This is a genomic window from Ruegeria sp. YTSC002 (assembly GCF_059609845.1).
On the sequence record NZ_JBXWML010000002.1, the window covers coordinates 165,987 to 178,899 of the forward strand.

At 60.1% G+C, this 12,913-nt stretch carries 16 protein-coding genes; 5 read left to right on the forward strand and 11 right to left on the reverse strand.

What is annotated here, in order from left to right; all coding sequences use genetic code 11:
* The first annotated feature begins 27 nt into the window (after positions 1-27).
* Both AC2FFD_RS05960 and AC2FFD_RS05965 read left to right on the forward strand, forming a co-directional pair.
* Entirely contained in the window at positions 28-537 is a 510-nt protein-coding gene (locus tag AC2FFD_RS05960; RefSeq protein ID WP_496872452.1) for an RNA polymerase sigma factor, read from the forward strand.
* Positions 534-1,286, forward strand: a complete 753-nt coding sequence (locus AC2FFD_RS05965; RefSeq protein WP_496872454.1) for an anti-sigma factor family protein — start codon at positions 534-536, stop codon at positions 1,284-1,286. Before AC2FFD_RS05960 ends, AC2FFD_RS05965 begins: the two co-directional genes overlap by 4 nt.
* 5 nt (positions 1,287-1,291) lie before the next feature.
* Here AC2FFD_RS05965 and AC2FFD_RS05970 read toward each other — a convergent pair whose 3' ends face one another.
* The 6 genes from AC2FFD_RS05970 to AC2FFD_RS05995 all read right to left on the reverse strand — a co-directional run bounded on the left by AC2FFD_RS05970 (position 1,292) and on the right by AC2FFD_RS05995 (position 7,481).
* Positions 1,292-3,025 carry a SulP family inorganic anion transporter gene (locus AC2FFD_RS05970; RefSeq protein ID WP_257601062.1) on the reverse strand — a complete coding sequence of 578 codons (1,734 nt, stop codon included), beginning with the start codon at positions 3,023-3,025 and terminating at the stop codon, positions 1,292-1,294.
* A 133-nt stretch (positions 3,026-3,158) separates the two neighbouring features.
* Positions 3,159-4,841, reverse strand: coding sequence for a bifunctional protein tyrosine phosphatase family protein/NAD(P)/FAD-dependent oxidoreductase (locus AC2FFD_RS05975; protein WP_496872456.1), 1,683 nt, complete (start codon positions 4,839-4,841; stop codon positions 3,159-3,161).
* Between the two features lie 15 nt (positions 4,842-4,856).
* Positions 4,857-5,741, reverse strand: a complete 885-nt coding sequence (locus AC2FFD_RS05980) for an MBL fold metallo-hydrolase (protein WP_170345382.1) — start codon at positions 5,739-5,741, stop codon at positions 4,857-4,859.
* A 99-nt stretch (positions 5,742-5,840) separates the two neighbouring features.
* Positions 5,841-6,197, reverse strand: coding sequence for a hypothetical protein (locus tag AC2FFD_RS05985; protein WP_496872457.1), 357 nt, complete (start codon positions 6,195-6,197; stop codon positions 5,841-5,843).
* Positions 6,198-6,348: 151 nt separating this feature from the next.
* Positions 6,349-7,014: a Crp/Fnr family transcriptional regulator gene (locus AC2FFD_RS05990; protein WP_170345252.1), complete on the reverse strand. Its 666-nt coding sequence runs from the start codon at positions 7,012-7,014 to the stop codon at positions 6,349-6,351.
* Entirely contained in the window at positions 7,011-7,481 is a 471-nt protein-coding gene (locus AC2FFD_RS05995; RefSeq protein WP_170345251.1) for an Rrf2 family transcriptional regulator, read from the reverse strand. Before AC2FFD_RS05995 ends, AC2FFD_RS05990 begins: the two co-directional genes overlap by 4 nt.
* Positions 7,482-7,614: 133 nt before the next feature.
* Here AC2FFD_RS05995 and AC2FFD_RS06000 point away from each other — a divergent pair, with 133 nt between their 5' ends.
* Positions 7,615-8,037 carry a redoxin domain-containing protein gene (locus tag AC2FFD_RS06000; protein WP_496872459.1) on the forward strand — a complete coding sequence of 141 codons (423 nt, stop codon included), beginning with the start codon at positions 7,615-7,617 and terminating at the stop codon, positions 8,035-8,037.
* A gap of 107 nt (positions 8,038-8,144) precedes the next feature.
* Here AC2FFD_RS06000 and AC2FFD_RS06005 read toward each other — a convergent pair whose 3' ends face one another.
* The 5 genes from AC2FFD_RS06005 to AC2FFD_RS06025 form a co-directional block, all read right to left on the reverse strand.
* The gene (locus tag AC2FFD_RS06005) at positions 8,145-8,396 is read right to left on the reverse strand and encodes a hypothetical protein (protein ID WP_170345250.1); all 252 of its coding nucleotides are present in this window, start codon (positions 8,394-8,396) and stop codon (positions 8,145-8,147) included.
* Positions 8,393-8,983 carry a TetR/AcrR family transcriptional regulator gene (locus tag AC2FFD_RS06010; RefSeq protein ID WP_496872461.1) on the reverse strand — a complete coding sequence of 197 codons (591 nt, stop codon included), beginning with the start codon at positions 8,981-8,983 and terminating at the stop codon, positions 8,393-8,395. Before AC2FFD_RS06010 ends, AC2FFD_RS06005 begins: the two co-directional genes overlap by 4 nt.
* A 4-nt stretch (positions 8,984-8,987) precedes the next feature.
* Positions 8,988-9,560 carry a DUF2141 domain-containing protein gene (locus AC2FFD_RS06015; RefSeq protein WP_496872462.1) on the reverse strand — a complete coding sequence of 191 codons (573 nt, stop codon included), beginning with the start codon at positions 9,558-9,560 and terminating at the stop codon, positions 8,988-8,990.
* 29 nt (positions 9,561-9,589) lie between these two features.
* Complete coding sequence (locus tag AC2FFD_RS06020; protein WP_496872464.1) at positions 9,590-10,168, reverse strand: lyase family protein; 579 nt, start codon at positions 10,166-10,168, stop codon at positions 9,590-9,592.
* A gap of 296 nt (positions 10,169-10,464) precedes the next feature.
* Positions 10,465-11,052: a TetR/AcrR family transcriptional regulator gene (locus AC2FFD_RS06025; protein WP_496872465.1), complete on the reverse strand. Its 588-nt coding sequence runs from the start codon at positions 11,050-11,052 to the stop codon at positions 10,465-10,467.
* Positions 11,053-11,139: 87 nt separating this feature from the next.
* Here AC2FFD_RS06025 and AC2FFD_RS06030 point away from each other — a divergent pair, with 87 nt between their 5' ends.
* Both AC2FFD_RS06030 and AC2FFD_RS06035 read left to right on the forward strand, forming a co-directional pair.
* On the forward strand, positions 11,140-12,246 hold the full coding sequence (locus AC2FFD_RS06030; protein ID WP_496872467.1) for an NmrA family NAD(P)-binding protein: 1,107 nt from the start codon (positions 11,140-11,142) through the stop codon (positions 12,244-12,246).
* 47 nt (positions 12,247-12,293) lie between these two features.
* Positions 12,294-12,866: a carbonic anhydrase gene (locus tag AC2FFD_RS06035; protein ID WP_496872470.1), complete on the forward strand. Its 573-nt coding sequence runs from the start codon at positions 12,294-12,296 to the stop codon at positions 12,864-12,866.
* Positions 12,867-12,913 lie beyond the last annotated feature (47 nt).

Consider the following 12,913-nt stretch of genomic DNA (forward strand, 5'->3'; position numbering starts at 1 on the left):
CCGACCGGGCCGCCTTTGACTTAGACGATGACACGGACATTCGACCAGCAACTCGAAGACGCCCTGCCCGATCTGTGGCGATTTGCGTTTTCACTGACCCGGAATCGCGACCAGGCCGACGATCTGGTGCAGGATGCGGTTTTGCGCGCGATCCGGAAAAAGGGGCTCAGATGGCCGGGCCACCCGGTCAAGCCCTGGGCGATGAAAATCCTGCTCAATTGCCATCGCAATGACCGGAGGCGCGCCGCGACCCGTCCCGAAACCGATCCTCGGGCGTTGGATCAACTGGTCTCGCCCGAGGCCACCTCCGAAGAGCGGTTGGAACTGCGCTGGCTTTGGCGCCGGATCGACGCCTTGCCGGAGGATCAGAAACTTGTTCTGCTGGCTGTCACCATCGCGGGGCTGACCTATGCCGAGACCGCCCGATTGCTGGGTGTCCCGCAGGGCACCGTCATGTCTCGGTTGTCCCGGGCCAGGACAAGGCTGCAAGCCCCGGAAGAACAGGCGGGCAAATCACGATTGCGGAGCGTGACATGACGACCGAACCGACCATTGAAACCCTGATGCAGGCCGCTGTCGACGGCCAGTTGACGCCATCTCAGAAGGACCGCCTGGACCGCCACCTGGTCGCGCATCCCGCCGACCGCGCGCGGCTGGAGGAGATGATCCGGCAGGCGGAGATGGTGCGCGCCTCGGTGCCGCAGCCCGATCCCGCGCAACTGGACCGGCTGATGCGCGGGGCGCGCGGGGGCACCAGTCACGCGGGGTTCGGACGGCTGGCCGCAGCGGTGGCGATCTTTGCCTTGGGTCTGGGCAGTGGCCTGTTCCTGTCGCGGGATTCTGCCACGCCCGTGACATTGATGGCGCGAGCACCGGTTCAGGCGGCGGCGGCACACGCCCTGTATTCACCCGAGGTTCTGCACCCGGTCGAGGTGTTCGCCGATCAGCGCGATCATCTGCAAACCTGGCTCAGCAACCGGCTGGGCGCGCCGGTGATCGCACCGGAACTGGGGGACACCGGTTACCGGCTGATCGGCGGGCGGCTGCTGCCGCTGGGCCACGGCCCGGCGGCGTTCTTCCTGTATGAAAACGAATCCGGCGACCGCCTCAGCCTGTTTGCCAATTTGACCACGGACCCGGCTCAAACCTCGTTTCAATACCGGCGCGACGGCGATTTGGGCATCGTGTTCTGGCAGGACGGGCGATGGGAATACTCCATGGTGGGCCGCTCCGGTCGCCAGGTCATCGAAACCATCGCACGGAAGGCCCATGAAGAACTGATCTGACAGGACTATTCCGCCACGCACACCCGTTCGTGTTCGGTCAGTGTTTTCCACGCGTCATATTGTGACAGGAAGACCTGTCCGTTCAGGTCGTCGAGGAAATGGGACTGTTTCAGCCGGTCCATGACCGGGCCTTTGACCTCGCTCAGATGCAGGCCGACGCCCATGTCGCGCAGGCGATGATTGATCGCCTCGAGGCTTTCGAGCGCCGAGAAGTCGACCTCGTTCACCGCCGAGAACATCAGCACCACGTTGCGGATCTCGCAGCCCTCGGTCACGCGCGACTGGATCAGGTCTTCGAGGAAGCGGGCGTTCACGAAATACAGGCTTTCATCCACCCGCAGCGTCACCAGCGTGGGGTCGGTCTCGACCTTGTGGCGCTTGATGTTGCGGAAGTGCTGGGTGCCCGGCACCAGCCCCACCTCGGCCACATGCGGGCGCGAGGTCTTGTACAGATGCAGCAGGATCGAGATCGCCACGCCGCTGGCCACGCCGGTCTCGACCCCGGCCAGCAGGGTCAGGGCGATGGTGGCGGCGACGGCGGTGAAATCCGCGCGCGAATAGCCCCAGGTCTTTTTCAGGATCGACAGGTCCACCAGGCTCAGCACCGCCACGATGATCGTCGCGGCCAGCGTCGCCTTGGGCAGGAAGTAAACCAGCGGGGTCAGGAACAGCGCCGCAATCGCCAACCCGATGGCAGTGAAGGCACCGGCCGCGGGGGTTTCGGCGCCTGCATCGAAATTGACTACCGATCGTGCGAAACCCCCCGTGACGGGGTATCCCCCGGTGAATGCGGCGCCCAGATTGGCCGCGCCCAGGCCAATCAGTTCCTGATCGGGGTCGATACGCTGGCGTTTCTTGGCGGCCAGCGTCTGCGCCACCGAGATGCTTTCGACGAAGCCGATGATCGAGATCAGTATGGCGGGAACCAACAGCGCGCCGATCAGGTCCGAGGACAGCCCCGGCAGGGTCAGCGGCGGCAGGCTCTGGGGCACCTCGCCCACGATCTTGACGCCGCGCGCGTCCAGCCCGAAGGCCCAGACGGACAAGGTGGTCGCCACCACCGCCGCCACCGGCCCGGCCTTCGTCAGCACATCCGCCAGCAGCGGCGGCACCCCCATGCGCCGCAGCGCCGGCTTGAGGTTCTTGCGCACCCAGAACAGGAACGCCGTAGCCAGCACGCCGATCACCACCGTGATCGGGTTGGTCTGATCCAGATGCGCCAGGATCGAACCCAGCATTTCCGGCAGGGTATGCCCATGCGCGCTGACCCCCAGAATGTGTTTCAGCTGGCTGGTCGCGATCAGGATGCCCGAGGCGGTGATGAAGCCCGCGATCACAGGATGGCTGAGAAAGTTGGCCAGAAAGCCCAGCCGGAACACGCCCAGCAGAACAAGAAAGCCGCCCGACAGGAAGGCCAGCGTCAGCGCCGCAACCGCATAGCCGGCGGTGCCCTGCTCGGCCACCTGCCCCACGGCCGATGCGGTCAGCAGCGACACCACCGCCACCGGACCCACCGCCAGCGCCCGGCTGGTGCCGAAGATCGCATAGAGGATGATCGGCACGATCGAGGCATAGATCCCCGCCTCGGGCGGCAGCCCCGCCAGCAGCGCATAGGCCAGCGATTGCGGGATCAGCATGATCGTCACGATCACCGCCGCGACCAGGTCATTCGACAGCGCATTGCGGTCGTATCGGCGACCCCAATCAAGAATCGGGAAGTAATTCAGTAGGCTCTGCATGGGTCCATGTCCTGAAAAGGCGGCGGTCAGAGCGAGGAGGCTCTGACCGCCAGATCATGGCCTGACATCCGGGAGAGACAGGCCAGAACTTGCGCCGGTGTCACCGGCGTCGGTTTCGAGGAGGTCAGGTTTCTTATTCGGCTGCCACCTTCAGTGCCTCGGGCTTGGCCATCCATTCCTTGCCCTTCAGCATCGCCGACCAATAGACCGGCGGCAGCAGCTTTTCTTTCAGGAACCAGGCCGCGCGGCTGGGTCTGGTGCCGTCGATCAGGAATTTCGGAAAACTGGGCTTCAGGACACCGCCATACCCGAATTCGGCCAGCACGATCTTGCCGCGTTCCACCGTCAAAGGGCACGAGCCATAGCCGTCATAAGCAGCGACCGGCGAGCGCCCTTCGATATCCGCCACGATGTTGTCGGCCACGGTCGGCGCCTGCTTGCGCGCGGCGGCCGCGGTTTTCGCGTTCGGGGCGTTCATCACATCGCCCAGCGACCAGATGTTGTCAAAGCTCTTGTGCCGCAGCGTCGTCTGATCGACATCGACCCACCCCGCCGCATCCGCCAGCGGCGAGACCCGGACGAAGTCCGGCGCCACCTGCGGCGGGCAGACATGCATCATGTCGAACTCGACCGTCACCTGCTCGGGCTCGGCGTCGGGCTTGGTCACCCGGAACGTGGCAGTTTTCGCGGGCCCGTCCACCGAAACCAGATTGTGGAAGAAGTTCAGCGTGGCGTCGTACTTCTTGACGTAGTCCATCAGCGCCGGGACATAGTCCTTGACCCCGAACAGCACGCCACCCGCGTTCATGAACTGGATGTCGACATCCTTCAGAACGCCCCGCCGAACCCACGCATCGCCCGACAGATACATCGCCTTCTGCGGCGCGCCGGCGCATTTGATCGGCATCGGCGGCTGGGTGAACAGCGCCCGGCCTTCCTTCAGGTCCTGGACAAGCTGCCAAGTATAAGGTGCCAGATCATAGCGATAATTCGAGGTCACGCCGTTGCGGCCCAGAATTTCCTCGAGCCCCTCGACCGCGCCCCAGTCCAGCTTGAGCCCCGGAGACACCACCAGACGGTCGTATTTGACCACCCGGCAGCCATCCAGGATCACCGCGTTGTTCTGCGGCTCGAACGCGGCCACGGCGGCCTTGATCCACTTGACCCCGCGCGGGATCAGCGAGCCCATCGTCTTGGCCGTCTGCTCGGGCGTGAACACGCCGCCGCCCACAAGGGTCCAGCCGGGCTGATAATAATGCACGTCGGACGGGTCGATGATGGCGATCGACAAGTCGGATTTGCGCGCATGGAGGCTGGCCGCAGTGGCGATGCCGCCGGCCCCGCCGCCCACGATCACCACGTCAAAGGACGCGTCCCCAGTGTCGGTCGGGGTCTTGCCGCCATTGGCGATACGGCGGGCCACGCCGCTCATGTCATATCCGGCGGACTTGGTCGCGGCCAGGATCTCGGGCAGAGGGCGGCCCTGCGCCGCCTCGTGCAGCGACCACAACGTGGCCGACCGCGTCCCAGTACGGCAATAGGCCAAAACCGGGCCCGGCAACTCGGTCAGGGCACCGCCAAAGGCCTGCGCGTCATCATCCTTGACCATCCCGCTCTGCACCGGGACATAGCGTGCCTCAAGGCCATGTTTTCGGGCCGCTGCTTCGATCTCGTCAAAGCTGGGCTGGTCGGCCCCTTCGCCATCGGGCCGGTTGCAGATGATGGCCCGGAACCCCGCCGCCTTGATGGCGGCAAGGTCGTCCGGCGTGATCTGCGGCGAGACCGACAGTGCGTCTGATATTTTCCTGATTTCCATCGTCGCCTCCCGCGATCAGAGCTTGTTGACCGGAACCTTCAGCATCTGGTTGCCGTCCTGATCCGTCGGGATGTCTCCGGCGCGGATGTTGACCTGGATCGACGGGATGATCAGCGTCGGCATCGCCAGCGTCGCATCACGCTCCGTGCGCATCTTGATGAACTCGTCCCGCGACTTGCCGCCGCCCACGTGGATGTTGTGTGCCTTCTCCTCGGCCACGGTGGTTTCCCAGCGGATGTCGCGACCGTTGGGGCCATAGTCGTGGCACATGAACAGGCGGGTTTCGTCCGGCAGGCTCAGCACCTTCTGGATCGAGTCATAAAGTGTCCCCGCATCCCCGCCCGGAAAGTCGGCCCGGGCCGAACCGCCATCGGGCATGAACAGCGTGTCACCCACGAAAGCCGCATCGCCCATCACATGCACCATGCAGGCCGGCGTATGGCCCGGCGTGTGCATGGCAAAGGCGGTCATGTTGCCGATCTTGTAGGTCATGCCGTCGGTGAACAGCGCATCGAACTGGCTGCCGTCGCGCTGGAACTCGGTGCCTTCGTTGAAGATCTTGCCGAACACCTCCTGCACGATCTTGATGTTCTCGCCGATGCCGATCTTGCCGCCCAGCTTTTGCTGGATGTAGGGCGCCGCCGACAAATGATCCGCATGCGCATGGGTTTCGATGATCCATTCCAGCTTCAGACCCTGCTTTTCGATCTCGGCGATCAGCAGGTCGGCATGGTCGAACGTGATCCGGCCGGCCGCATAGTCGATGTCCATCACGCTGTCGATGATCGCGCAGGCGTTCGACGTCGGGTCCTTGACGATATAGCTGATCGTCGCCGTCGCCTCGTCATAGAACCCCTGAACCTCGGGCTTGACGCTCTGGTCAACAGGATAGTTCGCTATCGGCGTCGCAATCGCGTCCGCCATCTTCTGGTTGTGCGTGTCAATGGTCTTCTGATCGTTCATATTCGTGCCTCCTCTTGGGCGCGGGTCCAGCCTCTGTTAACCGCGCGTCATCATCATTTCGTGAACGGCCTCCATGACCCGGGGATCCGATGACCGGGTGACGGTACGGATGCCGTCCGGCAGGTTTTCGACATTTCGCGTGATGGTATCGAAGTTGCGGACCCTCGCCGCCGGTTCGGCGCTTTCCTCGGGCGTCGCATACCGGCCGCGCAATCCCGGCTTGTTCACGTCGTCATGGCCTTTCTCATCCGCTCCGTGGCGACGCTGCGTCGACGCGCCGGCCTTTCCAGGCTTGTGGCCGTATGCATGGGGCCACAGGAAACAGGCGCCGAGCGTACCGACCGCCGCAACGGCAACACCGCCGAGCTTCGGGACGTTTTTGCGGTCATCCATTTCACTCTCCTGGGTTTTGGTCCGTCCGCAACCGAGCTTCTGTTCAGGGCTTCGGCGCCTCGGGCGCGAATCTAAAGTTGAAGAGCAGATATAACTTTCATGACAACAGTTCAGTGACAAAGTCACGAAACCCGCAACCCTTTGGAAATTTTCAGGCGCTCTGCGCCTGTTTTTCCAATGCAGACTTGTCGGTCAAAGTGATCCGTCCGCGCGATTGGGTGATCATCTCGCGCTTCTGGAAATCCTGCAAAACCCGCGTGATGACTTCGCGCGCGGTACCCAGTTCGCTGGCAAGCTGTTGGTGGGTGGCCTGGATTTCATCGCCCCCCTCGGCCAAATCAAGAAGACGCTCGGCCAGGCGCACGTCCAGATGCCCGAAGGCCACATCATCGACCACCCGCAACAGATCGATCAATCGGCGCGAATAGGCCTCGAAGACAAACTGGCGAAAGGCATCCTCTTCCGAGGCCAGACGATCAAACGAGAGCTTCGGCAGAACCACGGCAACGACATCGGTCTCGGCGATACCTTCTGCATTGTAAGCTTCTTCGGCCAACATGCAGGCCGTGGTCAGCACACAGCTTTCACCGGCCTCGACCCGATACAGCACAATCTCGCGCCCGGAATCCGACCTTTGAGAGACCCGAACCCGGCCGTCATACAGAAAGAGAAGGCTGTCGGGCACATTGTCGGGCCCGAATACCTGGGTGCCCTTGGGGAAACGCAGGATTCGGGCGGCTGCCCGCAACCTTTCCCGTACCGGTTTGGGAAGACGGCTGGTGCCGTGGAAACGCTCGGTCCAGTCGGTGATCGTCATCTTGCCTTGCGCATGGGTGCCACGATGCCCTCCTCGATCGGCGCGATGCGGTTCAGCAACTCAGCCCGGTTTGCGGCGATGTCAGCCAACGTCAGATCATCGAGCACCGCCATGAACGCCCGGGTCGCTTTTTGAATCGCTTGGGACAGCTTGCATATTCCGATCAGCGGGCACGTGTTTTTTTCTGGATTGAAACACTCGACCACGTCCAGTGGCCCTTCGGTCAGGCGAATGACATCGCCGATGACGATGTCCTCGGCCGGTTTGGCCAGCCGGAACCCACCACCCCGACCCCGCGTGGTTTCCAGATAACCGGCACGGCCCAGTTCGTGCACGATCTTCACGATATGCGGCCGGGCCAGCCCGTGCACGCGCACGACATCGTCTACGCGGATGCGATTCGGCGCCTTGAGCGCCGCCAACTGCAACGAACGCAGGGCAAAATTGGAATAGGATGTGAGTTTCATGCACGTCTCTTTCAAAAAACTCTATTCAAGATGTAAGTTTTTTGCAAGTTCGGTGGTTTTATCACTGACCGGGATGCGGCGCGGAACGACCTGAGCCGATGAAACAGAACCCGAAAGACCGAAAGGAAGACCAATGACCCTGCTTCTTGGAGACGTTGTTCCCGATTTCCAAGCCGACACCACGACCGGCCCAATTTCCTTCCATCACTGGATCGGCGAGGACTGGGCGTTCTTTTTCAGCCTTCCTGCCGACTTTACCCCGGTCTGCACCACCGAAATGGGCCGCACTGCGCAGCTGGCCGACGAGTTTGCCGAACGTGGCGTGAAACCCATCGGTCTGAGCACCGACACCGTCACCGAACACCTGCGCTGGATCGAAGACGTCAACGACACGCAACACACGACCCTGACCTTTCCCATCGTGGCCGACCCCGACAAGAAGCTGCGCCTGACCATAACCTATCCCATGAGCGTCGGCCGCAGCACAGCCTGCACGGTGATGTATTGGCCCGGCTCGGTGATATCTTCCATGAACCCGGCATGGCGCCATGTATAGGAAAAGATGTCCCGCTGATCACGATCAAACCAGTCCTGACGGGTGTAAGCTTCGGCCGGCAACAGATGGAGCATGTTTGCCATTGGGTGCATTCCTCCTCAGGGAAGTTAGGCCAACGATGGAAAGAAGTCGCCCAGCAGCAGGAAAAAACCCAACACAATCCAGGTGACCTGGATACACCAGAACAGGACCGGCTCAGTCGCCCGGTAGACATCGGTCAACAAGAAAGCTTGTCCAGACGAAATGCCAATGACGGTCCAGTACAGAAACAACAGACCCCAGAGAAATTGATAGCCCAGCAGAATTGAAATCATCAGCAAGGCGAACATGGTGTAGTTTGCGATTTGGATGCGTTTCATGCTGGGTCTGCCAGATTTTCACATAGTGAAACTGCCATCGCCTTCGACCGGTTCACCCACTCTGTCGGCATTTCCAAAGCAGCAAGCGATGCCTTGTTGAAGTAAAGCGCCACTATGCCATGCGCTGCCTGTTGGGTGTCCATCTGTGGGGCCTTGGGATAGTTCCGCTGCAAAACCTCAGCAACCTGCGCTTCAAATCCAAGGATCGAAGCCCGGCAGTTTGCCCTGAGCTCGCCATCCTCACTGGCTCGAGCCGTGAGGGCCGCAAACGCCAGGACCAGATCAGGTGACGAGTCTGACTGATCGGAGAATAGGTGGTTCACCAAGACATGCGCGGGATCTGAGTCCGGCAAAGCGGCAACCAATTCGTTCGCGGCACTGTTGAACTGGTCCAACACGTAATCCTGCAAGGCCACGATCATCTCATCCCGGTTGCCAAGATGGTGACGGATCAGTGGGCGGGTCAGCCCCGCCTCTTTTGCAATCGCACTCAAGGTGGCACCATCCAGGCCCATCCGTGCGACACAGCGCACAAACGCCTCCATGACCTGACCATAGCGCTCATCGCGGTTTGAAGGGCGTCCCATTGTCCTAGTCCCAATACTTCAGCCGCAATGACGACTGAGCGGTGCCACCGGCTGAGACAGTAGCATCCTTGAATTCCGGAGGTCGGCCGTCGGTCGGGACCTGGCCTTTCATGTCCAGGTCACCATCCATGTCCTTATCGTAAACAGCGGCAAAAGCGTCGTCTCCCGGTGGCAAATCATGAAACGTGACGGCGGCCTGTGAGCTGGATGCCGGTATCTGAGCCGTCGTTGCCGCATTGGTTGCGCCCATTGCCTCAAATGCGTCAGCTTTACTGAAGCCGGCCACAAAGACCGCTCCGTTTTCGTTTCGCAGGCCTTCAACGGCAACGTGAAATGGAGCGTTATCCGAGGATTGGGCAAAAGAGCTGTTTGCAATAGCAAAACAAGCTGTCATCGACGTGTACTTCAACAACCGCATCCGATCACCATGAGCTGTGATGTTTATGGAGATGTAAGCGGACGGAGTTTTATTGTCAATAATGACAATAATAAGTTGATCTCTGCCAAACCAAATGCGAAACCCGCGGAATGACACTTTGAGCGCTTCTCGCCTGTGCCGCCATACAAAGAGCGTCATCCAGTGTTCAACTTGCGCTCTCAGCTACCTCATTGAAGTTTCTGTTCCATCCGGTCTTCGTTGACCCTCAATTCAGACAACATCCGCTTTGCCCATGACAAAGCGCCGGACGACAACAAAAACACCTCCGGGACGACAAGCCATTCGCCAACCCAGACACCGCCAGAGCGCTCATGTTGATGCAAGGTCAGTTCTCCGATCTGCTCCGATCTTTGGCGCCCAAGCCTTGCGACGGCTTCGGCAAATTCACTGGCCCGCTGGTTACGCTTGTGATGCATTGAAGATGACGCACCCTTGCCGTTTTCATGGCATTCGTACACCTCACCGATGTCGCTGGACGAAAGCAGATTGATGTTGTGGGCTATTTTGCAGATCGTCGCACACAGCGCGCCAAGTGCGGCAACGATATCGGCCACGCCGTCACGCGCGTTTTGCCAATGTGGTTCTGCAATACCCAGATCAAGCGCCTCTGCCATACGCATCTTGACCTCTGCTTCCGTTCCAACATCGTAGTTGGACAGATCGCCCAGAGGTCCTCCTACCTGCACCAAAAGTCCACGCTGTCCTGCTTCGCTTATCAGATCGTGGCTCTGCTTGGTTCCGGTCATGCGCCGCGTTTGATCCTCTGGATCAAACGCTTAACGCTTTGACCTATCTCATCTTATGGAATGGACGCCCCTTGCACCCAAGCCGATGGTCTTCGGCGGATGTAGCAAGCAGAAGGAGTTCACAGATTGCAGTTACTTGCGATTGATTTAGGCAAACATCTGATCTTTTTTGGTTAAGTGACGCCCAGATGCCGCGTCATCTGTGCATCGGTCAGCCAAAACAAATCACTCATGTCACCGCTCCCTTTGGTCGGCAGTGATTCAGAACTTCAATCCTAAATCAATGGGTCCTGACCCTAGAGCTTATCTTTTGGCCAATGATCTTGCAGCAGTTTTATAGCAGTGCGTCCTGCCTCCAGCGCTCGGTCCGCCTCCTTTTCGTTTTCCGTCAAACGGGCCAGGATAATCGTACCCATCAAGAGCGCCATTGCGGCTATGCCTTGATCCGAGCCGGTTTCCGGCGTGTCCTGCAAAAGGGCTGCCATGCGATCAGACGCCTGCGCGCCCGCGTGCCGGGCAGCACCCTTGGTCCGGGCAAGCTCGGTTCCCATTGCCGCAAGCGGGCATCCATGTCGACTGTCCTGCACATGAGATTGGGATAGGTACTTGGCTATGTAGTCCTGACGTTCCTTCCCTCGCCCTTCGCTGGATTCCTCGCGTTCCATTCCCGAAACGACATCATCGACTGCGTGCCGGAAGGATGCCGCGATCAAATCCTCTTTCGACTCGAAGTGCCGGTAGAAACCGCCATGTGTCATTCCGGCTGCCTTCATGACGTCAGCGACGCTTGTCGCTTCGACCCCGCGTTCGCGGAACAACTGTGCAGCAGCATCCAGTATCCTGTTGTGACTGCGCCTTTTTTCCGCTTCCGACATTCTCGGCATTTTCGCGCTCCCAGACAGGGTTGACAATTAGGATTATATGTATCATCTAAATTATAGATTGCAAGCATCATCTAAAGGAGTATGCCCGTGCCTGCCAAGCCCAAGATCCTCGTCACCAGCGCAAGCGGCAAGACCGGGCTGCAAGTCGCGCTTCAGCTCAGAGCCAAAGCCTATCCTGTCCGTGCGTTCATACGGCAGAGGGATCATCGCTCTGAAATTCTCGAACGCGCGGGCGTTGAACTATTCGTGGGCGACCAGTATTCCCTGAGCGACATGCGCTCGGCGATGAAAGGCGTGCAGCGGGCCTATCAATGCGCTCCGACGGCACCCAATGGGCTCCACTTCAACGCGGTCTTCACAGCTGCAGCTTACGAAGCAAAGGTCGAGCACGTCGTTACACTAAGCCAATGGCTTTCGAGTGCAGATCACCCATCACTGTTTACACGCGAAGTCTACCTGGGCGACATCCTGATCGGCATGCGCCCGGAGATGTCGGTGACAACGGTCAATGTCGGCTGGTTTGCTGAAAACTACCTGATGATGCTGGGCATGGCGGCCCATCTTGGGCAGTTCTCAATGCCGCTTGGCGACGGCGGCCTGAAGAAGAATGCTGCCCCCTCGAACGAAGACATTGCCCGTGTGGCGGTCGGTGCCTTGACGGACCCGGCACACCATGCAGGCAAAACCTACCGCCCCACGGGTCCAACGCTGCTGTCGCCCAACGAAATCGCCGAAGCAATGGGCCGCGCGCTGGGGCGGCGGGTACGCTATGTCGATATTTCCGAACGAATGATGGTCAAAGCCCTGAAGGCCCTGCGCCCAGCAAACTATTCGGAAGCGGCAGTCACCCAACTTGCAATCTATTCAGAGGAGTACAGGCGAGGCGCCTTCGCGGTAAACGCCCCGACCGAGGACGTGTTTCAAGTCTGCGGGCACGAGCCTGAAGCTTTTGAAAGCATCGTACGGCGCAAGATAGCAGATCAACCAGGCCTGGCACGCAGCCTGTCCGGCAGCATTGGTGCGATCGGCAGCTTTCTGAAGATCCTCACGACACGCGCCTTCGATCTTGATCACGCTCAGAAGCAGCGAGACTACGTGCAGCTCTCATCCGCTTCGTACTGCCAGGACGATGCGGACTGGACGGAAAAACACCAACCCAAGGACGTACAAGCCGCACCGATGCGCGTTGCCTAACGCAGCATACGACGAAGGTTTACCCTCCAAGACGAAAGGACCTTTTTATGAACGTTCAAGACGAACTCATCACTCGAAACAAAGAATTCTCTGCGGGCTTTGACAGTGCCGGCCTGCCGATCCTGCCAAAACTGCGAACAGTTGTTCTAACCTGCGGCGATGCCCGGGTCGATCCCGCGCACATCCTCGGACTGGAGCTTGGCGACGCGGTTGTGATCCGAAACAATGGCGGACGGGTTACACGCGCCGCAATCGAAGAAATCGCCACTCTCGCCTTTCTGGTGAGCGCTATGACGGAGGGCCGCGAACAGGGGTTCAACGTCATCCTGATGCAGCACACACAATGTGGAGCCGAGCGGCTGTCCTATCCGGACCTTCAGGACGCGCTGCAAAAAAAGCTTGGGATCGACGTATCCGAAAACGCAATCACGAACCACGAAAGCGACCTTTCGGCAGACATCAAGCGCCTGGCGGCAGCACCGGAGGTGCCTGACGCAATCACAGTCTCGGCCTTGCTTTATGATGTCGCCACTGGAACAGCCCACGAGATTGCTCCGGCCGTTTCGCTAGGGGCAATGCGGGCTGAGGCGAGCGTAAAACGAATTGCTGGTCGAGGGTGAACGTCTGCCCCCGAATTCACGTCAACAGACATATGTCGAAAGGACCG